At 29.6% G+C, this 15,497-nt stretch carries 11 protein-coding genes; 2 read left to right on the top strand and 9 right to left on the bottom strand.

Annotated elements, in window-relative coordinates:
- Positions 1–12 precede the first annotated feature (12 nt).
- The 5 genes from BHYOB78_RS04600 to BHYOB78_RS04580 all read right to left on the bottom strand — a co-directional run bounded on the left by BHYOB78_RS04600 (position 13) and on the right by BHYOB78_RS04580 (position 5,816).
- Positions 13–537, bottom strand: a complete 525-nt coding sequence (locus BHYOB78_RS04600) for a DJ-1/PfpI family protein (RefSeq protein ID WP_012669636.1) — start codon at positions 535–537, stop codon at positions 13–15.
- 36 nt (positions 538–573) lie between these two features.
- Positions 574–2,067 carry a glycogen synthase GlgA gene (gene glgA / locus BHYOB78_RS04595; RefSeq protein ID WP_012669635.1) on the bottom strand — a complete coding sequence of 498 codons (1,494 nt, stop codon included), beginning with the start codon at positions 2,065–2,067 and terminating at the stop codon, positions 574–576.
- Between the two features lie 167 nt (positions 2,068–2,234).
- On the bottom strand, positions 2,235–2,699 hold the full coding sequence (greA, locus tag BHYOB78_RS04590) for a transcription elongation factor GreA (protein WP_012669634.1): 465 nt from the start codon (positions 2,697–2,699) through the stop codon (positions 2,235–2,237).
- 69 nt (positions 2,700–2,768) lie between these two features.
- Entirely contained in the window at positions 2,769–4,253 is a 1,485-nt protein-coding gene (locus tag BHYOB78_RS04585; RefSeq protein ID WP_020064357.1) for a glycoside hydrolase family 32 protein, read from the bottom strand.
- Positions 4,254–4,394: 141 nt separating this feature from the next.
- Complete coding sequence (locus BHYOB78_RS04580) at positions 4,395–5,816, bottom strand: PTS transporter subunit EIIC (RefSeq protein WP_020064356.1); 1,422 nt, start codon at positions 5,814–5,816, stop codon at positions 4,395–4,397.
- A 163-nt stretch (positions 5,817–5,979) separates the two neighbouring features.
- Between BHYOB78_RS04580 and BHYOB78_RS04575 the strand changes: the two genes are divergently transcribed.
- Entirely contained in the window at positions 5,980–6,966 is a 987-nt protein-coding gene (locus BHYOB78_RS04575; RefSeq protein ID WP_028331320.1) for a LacI family DNA-binding transcriptional regulator, read from the top strand.
- Positions 6,967–7,053: 87 nt separating this feature from the next.
- Here BHYOB78_RS04575 and hydA read toward each other — a convergent pair whose 3' ends face one another.
- Both hydA and BHYOB78_RS04565 read right to left on the bottom strand, forming a co-directional pair.
- Complete coding sequence (gene hydA / locus BHYOB78_RS04570) at positions 7,054–8,493, bottom strand: dihydropyrimidinase (RefSeq protein ID WP_020064355.1); 1,440 nt, start codon at positions 8,491–8,493, stop codon at positions 7,054–7,056.
- A 129-nt stretch (positions 8,494–8,622) separates the two neighbouring features.
- Positions 8,623–9,528 carry an Rpn family recombination-promoting nuclease/putative transposase gene (locus BHYOB78_RS04565; RefSeq protein ID WP_020064354.1) on the bottom strand — a complete coding sequence of 302 codons (906 nt, stop codon included), beginning with the start codon at positions 9,526–9,528 and terminating at the stop codon, positions 8,623–8,625.
- 178 nt (positions 9,529–9,706) lie between these two features.
- On the opposite strand from BHYOB78_RS04565, the gene BHYOB78_RS04560 reads away from it, so the two are divergent.
- The gene (locus tag BHYOB78_RS04560) at positions 9,707–11,962 is read left to right on the top strand and encodes an ankyrin repeat domain-containing protein (protein WP_020064353.1); all 2,256 of its coding nucleotides are present in this window, start codon (positions 9,707–9,709) and stop codon (positions 11,960–11,962) included.
- Between the two features lie 107 nt (positions 11,963–12,069).
- On the opposite strand, the gene yqeB is transcribed toward BHYOB78_RS04560, so the two are convergent.
- Together yqeB and xdh are read right to left on the bottom strand one after the other, a co-directional pair.
- Complete coding sequence (gene yqeB / locus BHYOB78_RS04555) at positions 12,070–12,897, bottom strand: selenium-dependent molybdenum cofactor biosynthesis protein YqeB (RefSeq protein WP_020064352.1); 828 nt, start codon at positions 12,895–12,897, stop codon at positions 12,070–12,072.
- A 15-nt stretch (positions 12,898–12,912) separates the two neighbouring features.
- Positions 12,913–15,483: a selenium-dependent xanthine dehydrogenase gene (xdh, locus tag BHYOB78_RS04550; protein WP_020064351.1), complete on the bottom strand. Its 2,571-nt coding sequence runs from the start codon at positions 15,481–15,483 to the stop codon at positions 12,913–12,915.
- Positions 15,484–15,497 lie beyond the last annotated feature (14 nt).

Raw genomic sequence — 15,497 nt, 5'->3', positions numbered from 1 at the left:
TATAAAAATTAATTAAGATATATTACTCAATACTCCTAAAATAGCATTGGCAAATTCTTTTGAAGAAGCAGGACCATTGGATGTTATAATGTTTCCTGAAACAACAACATTATCTTTCAAAACATTAGCATTACCATGTCTTACATGCGATTCATCAGCAGGCAAACAAGTAACATTAATGCCTTCTAATATTTTAGCATTAGCCATAATTACAATACCGCTTCCTATACCTGCTACTATTTTCTGATTATCCAAAAATAATTTAGCAAGTCCTTGAGTACGCCAATCGTCCCATAAAGTTATGCATCCTATACCGCCTACAAATACAACAGCGTCAAATTCAACAGCATCAACCTCACTGAATAATAAATCAATATTTGTCATACCGCCTAATTTTCCTTGAGCTGTACCTATAAATGTAGATGATACTTCTGTTTTATAGCCGGCAGCTTCAAAAATTTTTTTACTCTCAAAATATTCTTCATCTTGAAAATTCTGCCCCGACATAACATATAATATATTATTAGTTTTTCCCATTATACAACATCTCCAATATTTATTTTAAGTAAATGATTATAAACCGCAATTTTTATCATAATTATTTTTATTCAAAATAGCAAGTTCATAAGCCTTAACATATTCTTTAGCACTTTTCTCCCAAGAGTTATCTATTTTCATAGCCCTTTTCTGCATAGCAGTAAATCTATCTCTATGATCATAATAAACACTTACAGCCCAGCCAATAGTATTATATAATGCTGAAGGAGTAGAATCATAGAATTTAAATCCTGTTCCCTCTCCTGTCTGTTCATTATAATTTTCAACAGTATCTTCAAGTCCTCCTGTAGCATGAACTATAGGTAAAGTACCATATCTTAAAGAATACATCTGATTAAGTCCGCAAGGCTCAAATAATGAAGGCATTACAAACAAATCACAGCCTGCTTCTATCAAATGTGATAGTTCATTACTATATCCTATATAAGAACCTACTCTTCCAGGATATCTCTTAGGTATATCTCCAAAGAAACCTTCAAGACTTTTATCACCTGTACCAAGTATACAGAACTGAATTTTCATATTATTAACTAAAGAATCTATTATAGAAGCTATAAAATGATATCCTTTCTGATCAACAAATCTTCCTATTGCTCCTATTAAAACAACATCATCATCCTCTTCAAGTAAGAATCTTTTTTGAAGTTCTTTTTTACATATTTTTTTGCCTTCCATTTTATCTGCAGAATAATTTTTAGGTATAAATTTATCTTTTTCAGGAGACCAAACTTCTTCATCTATACCATTAAGTATTCCAAAGAAGCTAGTAGTTTTATTTTGCAAATAAGGAGCCATACCATGTCCGCCGTAAGGAGAAGCAATTTCTCTAGCATAAGTAGGGCTTACAGTAGTAACTACATCAGAAAAGAATATTCCTCCTTTAAGGAAATTTATATTGCCATGATCTTCAAAAGTATCAGGACTGAAATTATTCCAGCCTAAGCCTAAATAATCATAAGTGGTAGTAGCATTATATATACCTTGATAATTTGCATTATGTATAGTAAGCATACTAGCAGCATGACCTATTTGATCATTCCAGTGCCAAGTTTTAATATATGCAGGAATAGCAGCAGTCTGCCAATCATTAGCATGAACAACATCTACATCTAACTGCAAATCTTTACATAATTGTAAAGCTGCTCTTGAAAAGAATCCGAATCTCCAAGCATTATCCTGATAATCATTGAATGAAGCATCATGATAAAGTCCTTCTCTGCTGAAAAAATTATGATGTTCTATGAAATAAAAATCAATTCCATCTTTTACAGTCTTAAACACAGAGCACCATTCTTCTCCGCTACCCATCCATACTCCCATAGTAGGAAGTACATTCTCTAAATAACAATCTTGAAAATTAATATCTCTATATTTAGGAAGCACTACGCATGCTTCTACATCAAGCTTTTTTAAATAAATAGGCAAAGCACCAACAACATCGGCTAATCCTCCTGTTTTTATAAATGGTGTAGCCTCGGATGATGCTATCATAACTTTCATTTTTGACATATAAAACTCCTAAAATTTGGAATATATTTTTAAATATATAACTTTATTTAAAAACTTCAAGTGAAATTATGACTTTAGAATGTTATTATAATAAAAAGTTTAATAAAAAACAAAAGAATTCTATTTTTTATCAAATAGAATTCCTTTTTAAAGAAAATTATTATAAATTAAATACTAATTTCTAATATCTCTAAAACTTTATCACCAGCAGGTACTTTTATAGTAACAACATCACCTATTTTTTTACCTAATAATCCTTTAGCAATAGGTGTTACTATAGTTATTTCATTCTTACTCATATCTGCTTCTAATTCACCCACTATTCTATATTCAAAAACAGCATTTCTACTTTTATCTTTAACTTTTACTCTCTTACCAAAAGTTACAGTATCCTTATCCAAATTAGCAGGATCTATTATTTCGCAGCCTGCCAAATCACTTTCCAACTTTGATATCTGAGCATTCAATAAACCCTGCTTTTCTTTAGCAGCATGATACTCAGCATTTTCTTTTAAGTCTCCTTTTTCTCTAGCCTCTGCAATAATAGCAGGCAAAGTTTCAAACTCAGCTTTTAAATCAGCAAGTTTAGATTTAGCTTTATCATATCCTTCTTTTGTTATTGGTTTAGCCATTTTCAATATCCTTAAAATTAGTAATTCTGATATTATAAACTATTTTTAAATATTTACAAATAAAAAAGATTAATGATTAACCTTAAAATCAGATAATTTACATATTATCAAATTCATATTTCCAATAATTTTAAAAGAATATTCATCAGGATAATATCTAGTGGAAAATACAATCTCTCCGTCATTTATAAATATCTCTATGGCTGAAGTATCAATTAATATTCTTAAATTTTCTAATTTTTCTAAATAGCAACTTCTTTTATGTCTTCCTCCCCCTATTTTCTTTCCTATATCAGTTATAAACTCTAATGCAAATTTACTATCTTTATATTTAATAGAAACACCTTCTGAAATTAATAATTCAAAATTATCAGAGATTTTTATATTATCAATTAAAACTTCATAAGAATTAGTAGCTTTAGAAATTAAATTATCAGATAATGAATCATAAGAACATGATTTTTCAAATATTTTTTCCTCTCTCAACTTCTCTAAACTTTTATGAGGTTTTTGATAAAGTTTTCCGTTTTTAAAATTTAACTCTCTTGCCACAGTTAAACAATGCTGCCATCCGTATTGAACAGTTAAATTTTTATGATCATCTTCTGTATCAGGAACTCCCATCCAACCTATTATAATCCTATTTCCATTTTCATCTAAAAATGTCTGCGGAGCATAAAAATCAAATCCTCTGTCAAGAACAGTAAAGTTATTAACTTCTATATGTTCTTTATTTTGATAATCATCATTAATTAAAAAATATCCTGAAAGATAAATATTTTCATATACATTTTCAATTTGCTCTACACCTTGAGGACAAGTAATTAAAATATTCTGTCCATCTAAATCAAACAAATCAGGACATTCCCACATATATCCAAATCTATTCTTAGAATTTATAGTGCTTGCATGCTTCCAATTTCTTTTATCCTTAGATTTGAATATCAATACCTCTCCAATATCATTATCCCTATCTATGCCATATTTTCTAGCTCCCTGAACCATATAATAAGAATCATTTTCTTTCCATACTTTAGGATCTCTTATATGATTAGTTATATCTTTAGGATAATCCTTCATTTCCATTAAGCATTCTTTTTCAGAGAAGTTAATACCATCTTCGGAGACTGTAAGCATGGTATTAGCTTCTCTGCCGCTTTCGATGTAATCATGCTCGCCTAATAGTTTTACATTGCCTGTATAATAAATATGTAATTTATCATCTTCTATAAAAGCAGAACCTGAGTATACACCATGACAATCGTATTTTTCATCCGGATATATTGATACTCCCACATATTGGTAATTTATCAAATCTTTAGTTATATAATGTCCCCAAAATTTTAATCCGCCATCAATATCAAATGGTGAATATTGAAAAAATATATGATACTCTCCTTTAAAATATGATAAAGCATTGGGATCATTAAGCCAGCCTAAAGGAGGCATTAAATGAAAATTTAATCTCCATTTATCATCTTTATTATCATCATTAAAATATTCAATTTCCTTTCGCTTTATTGCTTCTTCAAAAACTTTACTAACCAGCCTCATTTCATTCCTCTATTAAATATTTCATATTAAATGCATAATAGTACTTAATATCATGTATTAAGAAATAATACATGATATTAAGCAAATAAATTATTTTATTGGATTTATGTAGAAATTATTATGTAAATGTCTTATTTAATTTTACTCCTCATCTTCCTGCATATACTCATCAGGAACACCAAAAAACCAAGTAAGAGTAAAAGATAAAATAACAGTAACTAAAGCAACGGAAATATAACCAACTAATTGTTTTCCGTCATAAATATAAAGCAATGCTCCAGGTATTCCTGTAACACCATTAGCAGTAGCCTGTAAATTCAATAATCTTGCAATCAAACCTGTTATACCGGCAGCAATAGCTCCGCAAACCATAGGCTTTATTCCATATCTTATATTTATACCGAATATAGCAGGCTCTGTTATACCTAGCCAAGCTGATAATGTAGCACCATATCCCATAGCTTTTACAGTTTTTCTTCTAGTTTTTAATGTAACAGCTAAACAAGCAGCACCTGCAGCCAAATTGGCAACTGATAAAAGAGGATTAATAGGGTTAAAAGTAGTAGCAGCAAGTAATGATATTTCTATCAAGTTCATTATATGGTGTACTCCTGTTACAACTATAAATATTATTCCAAACCCTATTATAAATCCTCCTATTCCAAAAGGTAATGATAAAGAAAAATTTATAGCTATCAATATCCATTGTTCAACTATATGAAAAATAGGACCTATTACGGCTAAAGATAATATCAGCATTATGAGTAAAGTTAAAAAAGGTGTTGCTAGTATATCTATTATATTTGGTATTACTTTTCTTAAATTTAATTCCACTTTAGAACCTATTATGCCGGCAATAAGTGCAGGAAGTATGCTTCCTTGATATCCTACTATTGGTATAAATCCAAATAACATTATAGGTTTAACTCCGCTGTCCGGATTGGCTACTAAATATGCATTAGGCAAAGCAGGTGAAACAAGCATCAATCCTAATAATATACCCAATATAGGAGATCCTCCGAATACCCTAAATGTTGACCAACATACCAAAGCAGGTAAAAATGCAAATGTCGTTTCTGTTAAAACACTCATAAATGTCATAACAGAAACAGGTATATTTGACATTTGCAAGTTGAATAACCCTAAAAAACTATCATTAATTAAAGCACCTTTAAGCCCTAAAAATAATCCTGTAGCAATCATAGCAGGCATTATTGGTACAAATACATCAGCAAATATACGGATAAACTTTCTAAAATTATTTTTCTCTCCCACTTTTTTAGTTTCTTCCGTATTTTGTTTTGATGCTCCTGTAACACCTAAATTAACAACTTCAGCATAAACTTTATTTACCACCCCTGTACCTAATATTATCTGATATTGGTCTGAATTAAAAAATACCCCCTTAACACCTTCTATTTTCTGAACATCTGAATCTTTTATACTTTCTCTCGATTTTACTATTAATCTTAATCTAGTGGCACAGAAAGCGGCGGAAATAATATTATCTTTATTAACTACTCTAATAATTTCTTCAGCAGTTTTTTTATAATTAATAGCCATAACAAAAATCCTATTGAAATTGTCTATTATGTAACCGGTTACATATATATTATAACAATATTTTGATATTTGTCAAGTATTATATATTTTTTTATAAAATAATTATATAAATTTGTATTTAACGATAAAAAGTATATACTTTATTAATATCAGGATAATAAAAATGGCTATGAATAAAAAAATTACTATGAAAGAAATAGCAGAAATTGCTGGTGTAACAAAAACTACTATATCCAGATACTTTAACGGCGGATATCTAAAAGAAGAAACAAAAAAAAGAATAAGAGCAATAATATCAGAATATGATTATGAACCAAATACATTTGCAAGATTAAAAGCAAAAAAAAGTCATATTATAGGAATAATAGTACCTGCTTTGGACTCTATAGTTGGTGCAAGAGTATTAACAGGACTAGAAAAAACACTTAGAGAAAAGCATTATATGCCTATAATAATGAATACAAATCATCAGCATAAATTGGAATTGCAGTATATAGAAAAATTAAAAAGACTAAATGTTGATGGAATAGTATTGAGTGCCACATATATTACTGAAGAACATAAAAATGTATTAAAAAAATTAGATATACCAATTGTAATCTATGGTCAGGAATGCAGTGAAGGAATAAGCATAGTTAATGATGATTATAATGCTGGTATAGACATAGGAGAATATATAGGAAGCAAGAATCATAAAAATATAGGCTTTATAACTGTAGATGAAAATGATGTTGCTGTTGGGATAACAAGAAAAAATGGCGTATTAGACGGATTATCCAACTATGGAATAGAAAATATAAATATAGAAGTAGCAGATTTTTCATATGAGAAAGCAAAAATAGCAACAGAAAAATTATTAAAAAATAGAGATATAGATGCTATAATATGTTCAACAGACAGACAAGCTTTAGGAGTATACAAAGTATTAAAGGAAATGGGACTAAAAATTCCAGATGATGTGTCTGTAATATCTTTCGGAGGATATGATATTGATGAAATAATAGAGCCTGGACTTTCAACAATAAAATTTGATTCTTTTAATGCTGGAGTATGCACAGCAAATACATTAATAGATTTAATTAATCATGTAAAAGTGAAAAATGTTCTTTATGTTAATTATGAATTCTTAGAAAGAAATAGCGTAAAGTAATAAAGCATAATATAAAAAATAACTGACTAAAAAATAATAGCCAGTTATTTTTTTTATTTACATTTTATATAATGATATTTTTAATCATTAATTACAATCAATATCTATATAATCACCTAATTTAAAATGCTTAGAAAAATCAGCATAATGATCTAAAGTTTTTCTCTTTATAAATTTACCATCGCCTTTATTTCCTAAGAACTTATTATCTTTGCATACAATTTTACCTCTTGATATAACTGTATCAATAGAGCATAAAAGTTCCGTTCCTTCATAAGCAGTATAATCACAAGCACCATGCATATTTGATTTTGTGATAACTGATTTTTTATTAGGATCTATTATAGTAATATCAGCATCAGCATTTGGTATAATAGCACCTTTTTGAGGATAAAGTCCGTATATCAAAGCTGGATTATAGCATAAAGTTTCAACGAATTTATTTATGCTTATTCTTCCTTTCATAACGCCTTCAGAGAACATCAAAGGGTATCTCTCCTCTACTCCGCCTGCACCATTAGGGCATTTAGTAAAATTGTCTTTTCCTTTCACCTTATCAGTTTCATAATTAAAAGGACAATGATCTGTAGCTATTACCTGAATATGTCCGTCTGCAATGGCTTTCCATAATCTGTCGCAGTCTTCCTGTTTTCTTAAAGGAGGAGACATTACAAATTTAAGTCCGTCTTCTCTGTCATACTCTTTATCAGTTAAAACTAAATATTGAGGACAAGTTTCAGAGAAAATATTTTTATGTCCTAAAGCTCTGGCATTAACTATTTCATCAACACTCTTTGAAGCGGAAGTATGAACTATATAAACAGGAGCATTTCCGGCTACAACTGATAAATGTATAATTCTATTAACTGCCTCAGCTTCAGCCTCTGCAGGTCTGCTTATAGGGTGATAATGTGCAGAAGTTTTGCCTTCTTCAACAAATTTCTTCTTTAAATACTCAACTACATAATGGTTTTCAGCATGAAAAGCAGAAACTCCATTAATCTCTTTCATCTTCTTTAATACTCTTACAACATTATCATCTTCTATTTTATAATTATATGTTAAATATAATTTTGTACTTTGCAAACCTTCTTCTTTTGCTAATACTTCAAGTCCTTTAAGCACATCTTCATCAACATGCTGTAAAACTCCATGGAAGCTATAGTCAATAACAGCTTTATTATCAGCAAGAGTATGATAATATTTTAATTGATGAAACACATCGCAATCTTTAGGGCCGAATCCCATATGATCAACTATAGTAGTAGTACCTCCGCAAGCAGCAGCAATAGTACCGGTATAGAAATCATCAACTGCTCTTCCAATTCCCACATCTATATCCATATGAGTATGAACATCTATTCCACCTGGCATTACATATTTGCCTGAAGCATCAATTATTTCTGCTCCGTCGCATTTTAAATCAGCACCTATTTGAGAAATTTTTTCATCTTCTATTAATACATCAGCTTTATAAGTTTCTGAAGCATTAACAATAGTACCATTTTTTATAATAATCTTTTTCATTTTATAATCCTATATTTATTTGTTTATTAAAATAATTACTAAATTTATATGAATTAAATAAAGCATATTCAAGCAAAATTAAATATACTTATTAATTTTTTTATTTATATATAAAAACTTGTCAGATGCTCATAATTTTTTTATTTCTTCTATACTTAAACCTGTAATCCTGCTTATAACATCAATATTCATATTTTCTTTTTTCATTTCTTTAGCTATATTTATTTGGCTTTCTTTATAACCCTTTTCTATGCCTTGCTTAAATCCTATTTCCATACCTTCTTTTTTTCCTTCTGCCCTCTCATACTGTAGCATAGCAGCCTGTCCATAAAGAAAAGTATCTCTTTCATTATAGGCAGACATCTCTTTTTCATCTGCTACAAATCTTTTATATTTATCTATAACTTTAGGCATTATATCATTACCTCCTATAAGTTTATCAATATCTTTTTCTAAATCTTTAGTGGTGAAAAAATCAATCCATGTCAAAAGCTTATTTTTATTATAAGCATCTATACTAGCATTTTTTAATATTTCTGCAAATCTTTTTATCTCTATAAAATGTATCTGAAAATCATCTAATTTAAGGCTAGGATTATTAATATCTGATAATTGAAAACATTTATGTTCTTTTTTTATATCAGTTTCACTTCCTATGTTTAAATTAAAATTTAAAAAACTAATGCTAATCATTTGACTTATATTAATATAGTTTTCATTCTCTTTTAATTCAGAAGCTATATTTTTTGCTATATAATATAAAATTCTTTTTATAAAGTTATTATTTCCTATCAACTGTATTTCAATAAGTATCTTTTTGCCGTCTTTAGTTTTTGCTTTAACATCAAATATAGACTCTTTTAAATTCTCATTTTCAGCTAGATTGTAAGGATTAATAATTTCAAGATTGCTTACAGATTCAAGACCTGCATCATTCAAAACAGCATTAACAATATTTTCTAATATATCCTCATCACCTTCAGTACCAATTAGATATCGTACGAATAAATCATTAAGTCTGTTAATTTCTTTCATAGCTTAATTATACTAAAAATTTTATTAATATCAATTTATAATTTATATAATTTTCATTCATAAAAAACTAATACATAAAATTATCATATATTTTTAATGAGTATATTATATAAATTATTATTAAATTGACATAAAATAACTTTAAACATATAATCCAGTATATACTTAGGGGGTATATATGAAAAATATTATTTCCATTATTTCTATTTTTGTTTTAATAGCCTGCAGTGGAGGTAACAGCAGCAATACTAAACAAACAGAAAATACTCAAACTAATCAAACTCAAACAAATGAACAAGTATATATTAATCCAACAACTACAAATACTAATGAATATGTTCAAGTTACAAAAATGTATCCTATGCATTCTCAGACTTTCTTTTTAGCTGTACAATATAATAACATAGAAGACGTTAAATCATATTTAGCTAAAGGAGCAAATCCAAATGCTCAAGATGAATACGGTTTTACAGCATTAATGTACGCTGCTTTAATGGGATATGATGATATAGCAAAATTACTTATAGAAGAAGGTACTGATGTCAATATTAAAGATAATGCAGGTGCTACAGCATTAATGTATACTGCTAGAAATACAAATTATGAAATGGTTGAATTTTTATTAAAAAATGGTGCTGATGTAAACATTAGAGATACATCAGGAGAAACTGCATTATATTATAGTATTCAGCATGATAGTTTCGGACAAGAAAATGCTATAAAAATACTTAATTTATTAATAAAATACGGTGCTGATGTAAATACTAAAGACAATGATGGAGCATCTCTCCTTGATGTATCCTATAGAATTTCAGAATCTTTTGATAAAAATAAAGAAATGTTTAAAATATTAGTTGAAAATGGTTTTGATTTAGAGTCAAGAATAAAGACGGGTAGATCTGATTATGATTATACTCCTTTAATGATAGCAGCTTTAAGAAATGACTATGATATGGTTAAATATTTGCTTGATAAAGGTGCCAATCCTAATACAGCAAATAATGAAAACAAAACAGCTTTAACAATTGCTAATGATTATGGAAAATTTGATATTTCAAAATTACTTATACAACAAGGTGCAAATATAAACACAAAAGATGAACACGGTCTTACAGCATTAATGAACGCTGCTATGATAGGAGACTATGAAATGGTTAAATTTTTATTAGAAAATGGTGCCAATATAAATACTAAAGACAATGATGGAAACACTGTATTATATTATAATATTCGCTATGATCATTACGAAAAAGAAGAAAAACTAGAAAATGCTAAAAAAATATTTAATTTATTAATAAAATATGGTGCTGATGTAAATACTAAAGACAATGATGGAGCATCACTTCTTGATACAGCTTATACAACAGAATTGGCACTAAATAGAGAAATGTTTAAAGTATTAGTAGAAAATGGTTTTGACTTAGAATCAAGAATAAAGGGTGGGGAGTATTATTCTCCTGCTGATTATGATTATACTCCTTTAATGATAGCAGCTTTAAGAAATGACTATGATATGGTTAAATTTTTAGTTGAAAAAGGTGCCGATGTAAATGCTAAAACACATTCTGAACATAGCTCAGTAGAAACTCCCCTATTACTCTCATTAGATAATGAACATCCTGACTATAGATATTATTATTATAAAAATGAAAATTCATCTGCTGCAGAATTTTTAATAAATAATGGTGCAGATATAAATGTAACAAATGAGGATGGAGAGACACCTTTAATGTATGCTTCCAAACTTCATAATATAAAAGTGGTAGAACTTCTAATACAAAAAGGTGCTGATATAAATGCTTTCGATAATTATGGAAATACAGCCTTAATGTATGGTGTAAATAATTTAGAAACAGTAAAATTATTAGTTGAAAACGGTGCTGATGTAAACTTTTATAAAGGAGGAAGTACTGCTTTAATATTAGCATGTAAACCTAGTTTGGAAATAAATATAGACGTAATAAAATATTTAGTTTCAAAAAATTCTGATATAAATGCCCAAGATAATGAAGGATACACAGCTTTAAACAAAACTCTTACTACTATGCCAGACTTTGAAATAGCTCATTTTTTAATAGAGCAAGGTGCTGATGTAAACATAAAGAATAAAAACCAATATACTCCTTTGATACATCTTGGTATGCTTGAAGGTAGTTTTTATAATATAAGTTTTCAGGAAAATCGTATAAAATTAGCTGAAGTTTTATTAGAAAAAGGTGCAGATATTAATGCAAAAGATTATAATGGATACACTTCTTTAATGTGGGCTTGTACAAGAAAATCTAATGAATCATTTGTTAAATTTCTAGTAGAAAAAGGAGCCGATGTAAATATAGAAGATGACGATGGAGATACTGCTTTAGATATGGCAGAGAATCTTGAACTTAGAGAAATTGCAGATATTCTAAAAAAAGCTCAAAGAAATGTAAAGTAAATTTTATATTTAAATAAATTAAAATCTTCATTATAAAATTGATATAATTTATAATGAAGATTTTTTAATATAAATAATTACATAAGAGTTATATAATCTAAAATTAATTATCTATTATATAAATACATCATAGCAGTAAGAACAGAACCGCCTAAATTTCTAGCCTTATCAGAAATGGTAAAACAATTATCATATTCAGATTTTCTAGGATCAATATCAGCTATTTTCAAACCCTTATGAACTTTAAAACCATCTCTTATAATTCCTCTTAAAAGACCGTCAAAAGTAGCAAGCACTTCTATTTTTTCATTATTATTGTTTATGTACGCTATAACTTCTTTTTCTTTTACAAAGTCGCCTATGTTTTTTATGTTTTCAATAATACCGTCAGAACTTGCATGTATTACTCTTTCAGCTTCTTTACCGCCTATATTACCGGGAATTCCTGTATTAGGTATAGCCTCTCCTTCTAAATACATTCTTCCAAGATTATGACCTCGCATAGTTTCTATAACAATGTCACAGTCTTTTCCGGCAGTAAAACCGGGGCCTAATGCTATAGTATATTTAGCCATAGATTTATTAGTACCAAGATTTTTTTTAGCAATTATAGCATCAATTAAAAATGTTGGTTTTATATTTTTTAGTATATCACAATTTGGATCTATAAGAATAGGAATCTTTTTATAATCTTTATTTGTAATTATATTAAGAGCTTCTTCATAGCTTTTTACCAATACAGCTTCAATGTCCTCTACTTTACTTTCACCATCATAAACAGCTTCAGACAATGCAACTTTTCTTCTAATAGAAGAGGGGTATTGCATATCCAATACAATGACTTTGAAATGAGCCTTATATAAAGAATACACAATACCTGTAGCTAAATCACCAGCTCCTCTTACAATTACAAGTTCATCATTAAATAAACTCATAATAAATAAAATAAATTATCTTGAATAAGGAGTATTTTTAAGTGGCAGTTCTGTTTGGAACTCACCGTTAAACTTATAATAAGCTAAAGCAACAGCAGGAGCAGTAGGTATACTAGAAATCTCTCCTATACCTGTAGCACCGTAACCATAAGGAACACCAGGTTTTTCTATTATAATAGATTCAACATCTGGAGTTTTATCAGCTCTGAATAAACCTAAAGTACCGAATTTCACTTTAGGTACACAATCTTCAAGCGGGAATTTTTCTGTCAAAGCATAACCTAAAGACATAACAACACCACCTTCAATTTGTCCTTCCAAAGCTATAGGGTTAATAGCCTTTCCTATATCATGAGCAGCAACTATTTTGTTTATAGTACCGTCATCATTAAGTATACATACTTGTGTAGCATAACTGTATGCAACATGAGAAACAGGGTGAGGTTTATCAACACCCATTTTATCAGTGATAGTAAGCCATTCACCGTAATATTCTTTTCCTTCTAAATCTTTTAATGTTTTACCAGCCAAATCTTTCTTAAGGTCTTCACAAGCTCTCTTACAAGCCTCACCTGTAATAAGTGTTTGTCTTGAACCTGAAGTAGTACCAGAATCAGGAGAAGTAGCAGTATTAGGCTGATTAATAATTATTTCATCATCATTCAAATCAAGAGTTTCACCTACTATTTGATAAAGAACAGTAGCTATACCCTGTCCAATACAAGAAGCAGCAGAGTATACATTAACTTTTCCGTCTTTTACTACCAAACGAACCCTTCCTGTGTCAGGAAGTCCAACACCTACACCAGAGTTTTTCAAAGAACAAGCTATACCAACATTTTTATTATTATAATAAATGTCTTTAACAGCTTCTAATGTTTCAACAAGTCCTGTAGCCTCATCAGCTATTTGATAGTTAGGAAGCACTTGACCAGGACGTATAGCATTTCTATATCTTATTTCCCAAGGATCTAAACCGCACATTTCAGCAAGCAAGTTTATATTCATTTCAGTAGCAAAACAAGACTGAGGTACGCCGAATCCTCTGAATGGTCCAGTTGGAGGATTATTAGTATAGAAAGATTTACCCTCTATGTCTATAACTTGATAATTATAAGGACCAGCAGCATGTGTACAAGCTCTTTGAAGTACAGGGCCTGATAATGAAGCATAAGCACCGGCATCTGTAATTAAAGTAGCTTTCATAGCTGTAAGTATACCGTTTTCATCACAAGCAGTAGTCATATCTATGCTCATAGGGTGACGTTTTGGGTGCCAGTTGATACTTTCTTGTCTTGTAAGTTTGAATTTAACTGGTCTTTTTGTTCTATATGCCATTATAGCTGCATAATGCTGAACACTCATATCCTCCTTACCGCCGAATCCGCCGCCTACATATTTATTTTCTACTACAACTTTATCAGGCTCTATACCTAAAGCCATAGATACTTCTCTTTTTGTATCGTAAACACTTTGGTCGCTTGAATATACGAATATTCCGTCTCCATTGAAAGGCATAGCAACAGCAACTTCTGCTTCCATAAATGCATGCTCTGTCCAAGGAAGTTCATAATGTTTTGTAACTTTATATTTAGATTTAGCTATTACTTCATCAGCATTACCTTTTACTAATCTTTCATGAGTAAGTAAATTGCTTTCTCTTTCTTCATGAACTAAAGGAGCTCCTTCTTTCATAGCTTCTTGAGGATTTCTTACCAATGGTAATTCTTCATATTCTATTTTTACTAAATCTCTAGCTTTTTTAGCAGTAGCTTCATCTTCAGCAACGATTAAAGCCAAACCATCAGCAATAAATCTTGTAGTTTCGCCTTCACCGATAAGTACATCCCAGTCATGGAAAATATGTCCGATTTTCTTAGCACCAGGTAAATCTTTAGCAGTTATTACATCAACTACGCCTTTTAAAGCTTTTGCTTCGCTAATATCTATCTTTAATATTTTAGCTCTTGGATATTTAGTTCTTACAGCAACACCATATAGCATACCTTCTAACTCTATGTCATCACAGTATTCGCCAATACCTAAGGCTTTTTCTTTAGCATCTACTCTAGCAATATTTCTATCGCCTAATTTTACTTTACCTTTGTATTCTTTAACATCAATGTTTTCTCTAATCATTTTAGCAGCTAATTCTATAGCATCAATGATTTTTTTGTATCCTGTACATCTGCAAATATTATTTTTTATAGCAGCAACAATTTCAAGTCTTGTAGGATTAGGATTTTGATCTATTAATCCTTTAGCACATATAACCATACCAGGTATACAGAATCCGCATTGAACTGCACCTGCAACTGCAAAAGCATGAGCATATACATCTTTTTCTCTTTGAGTAAAACCTTCTATTGTTTGAACGCTTTTGCCCTGCAATCTTCCTATAGTTTGAATACATGCTTTAGTAGGTTTTCCATCTATCAAAACAGTACAAGTTCCGCAAGCACCTTCAGAACATCCGTCTTTTACTGATTTGCATTTACAGTCATTCCTAAGAACATCCATTAACTTTCTGTCTGAGTCAAAGCTCATTTCTTTACCATTAATGATAATCTTGGCACTCTCGCCCATATATATTCCTCCTT

Source organism: Brachyspira hyodysenteriae ATCC 27164 (assembly GCF_001676785.2).
Classification (GTDB): domain Bacteria; phylum Spirochaetota; class Brachyspiria; order Brachyspirales; family Brachyspiraceae; genus Brachyspira; species Brachyspira hyodysenteriae.
This window is presented reverse-complemented; position numbering and strand designations above follow the sequence as displayed.

What these genes read in the sequence shown, in the direction of transcription:
- BHYOB78_RS04600 (WP_012669636.1), bottom strand. Translation starts at nt 537, where the DNA reads ATGGGAAAAACTAATAATATATTATATGTTATGTCGGGGCAGAATTTT.
- glgA (WP_012669635.1), bottom strand. Translation starts at nt 2,067, where the DNA reads ATGTCAAAAATGAAAGTTATGATAGCATCATCCGAGGCTACACCATTT.
- greA (WP_012669634.1), bottom strand. Translation starts at nt 2,699, where the DNA reads ATGGCTAAACCAATAACAAAAGAAGGATATGATAAAGCTAAATCTAAA.
- BHYOB78_RS04585 (WP_020064357.1), bottom strand. Translation starts at nt 4,253, where the DNA reads ATGAGGCTGGTTAGTAAAGTTTTTGAAGAAGCAATAAAGCGAAAGGAA.
- BHYOB78_RS04580 (WP_020064356.1), bottom strand. Translation starts at nt 5,816, where the DNA reads ATGGCTATTAATTATAAAAAAACTGCTGAAGAAATTATTAGAGTAGTT.
- BHYOB78_RS04575 (WP_028331320.1), top strand. Translation starts at nt 5,980, where the DNA reads ATGGCTATGAATAAAAAAATTACTATGAAAGAAATAGCAGAAATTGCT.
- hydA (WP_020064355.1), bottom strand. Translation starts at nt 8,493, where the DNA reads ATGAAAAAGATTATTATAAAAAATGGTACTATTGTTAATGCTTCAGAA.
- BHYOB78_RS04565 (WP_020064354.1), bottom strand. Translation starts at nt 9,528, where the DNA reads ATGAAAGAAATTAACAGACTTAATGATTTATTCGTACGATATCTAATT.
- BHYOB78_RS04560 (WP_020064353.1), top strand. Translation starts at nt 9,707, where the DNA reads ATGAAAAATATTATTTCCATTATTTCTATTTTTGTTTTAATAGCCTGC.
- yqeB (WP_020064352.1), bottom strand. Translation starts at nt 12,897, where the DNA reads ATGAGTTTATTTAATGATGAACTTGTAATTGTAAGAGGAGCTGGTGAT.
- xdh (WP_020064351.1), bottom strand. Translation starts at nt 15,483, where the DNA reads ATGGGCGAGAGTGCCAAGATTATCATTAATGGTAAAGAAATGAGCTTT.